1 protein-coding gene is annotated in these 389 nt (G+C 52.7%); it reads right to left on the bottom strand.

The features are described 5' to 3' along the window. A partial coding sequence (locus EVJ29_RS15325) for a hypothetical protein (RefSeq protein WP_201739029.1) occupies positions 1 to 340 on the bottom strand: 340 nt, incomplete at its 3' end. Between the last annotated feature and the right edge of the window lie 49 nt (positions 341 to 389).

The raw sequence follows: 389 nt of genomic DNA on the forward strand, positions 1-389 counted from the left end.
GTACCTGTTTGAAATGTTGATCGGCCATCGTTTTCACGGCCTGACCAGAGATAGCCGCTAACGATAGCGCACAAGTACCAATAATTCCCTCGGCGCAATACGTGCCGTCATTGAATCCCAGTGCACTTAGCTGCTGCAAGGTTTGCGGATCGCCATTACGGCTGAGAATGCAGGCGGTTTCATCGAGGATAAACAGCGCACACTCTCGCGGTGCCATATATTCCCAGGCATCTTCCAGCGCAGCCTGCCCGAGCGTCAGCATCGCTTTCTTACGCCGATAAATAGAAGCAAATGTCACGCCCTGGGCCTGATGTGGTACGTTCCATGTCTCCCGTTTCATCAGCTTATTGCATCGCTCCCAGGAGGTTGCAATTAAGGGAGATATGCCC

Source organism: Exiguobacterium sp. SH4S7 (assembly GCF_004336795.1).
GTDB classification, from domain to species: Bacteria; Bacillota; Bacilli; order Exiguobacteriales; family Exiguobacteriaceae; genus Exiguobacterium; species Exiguobacterium aurantiacum_A.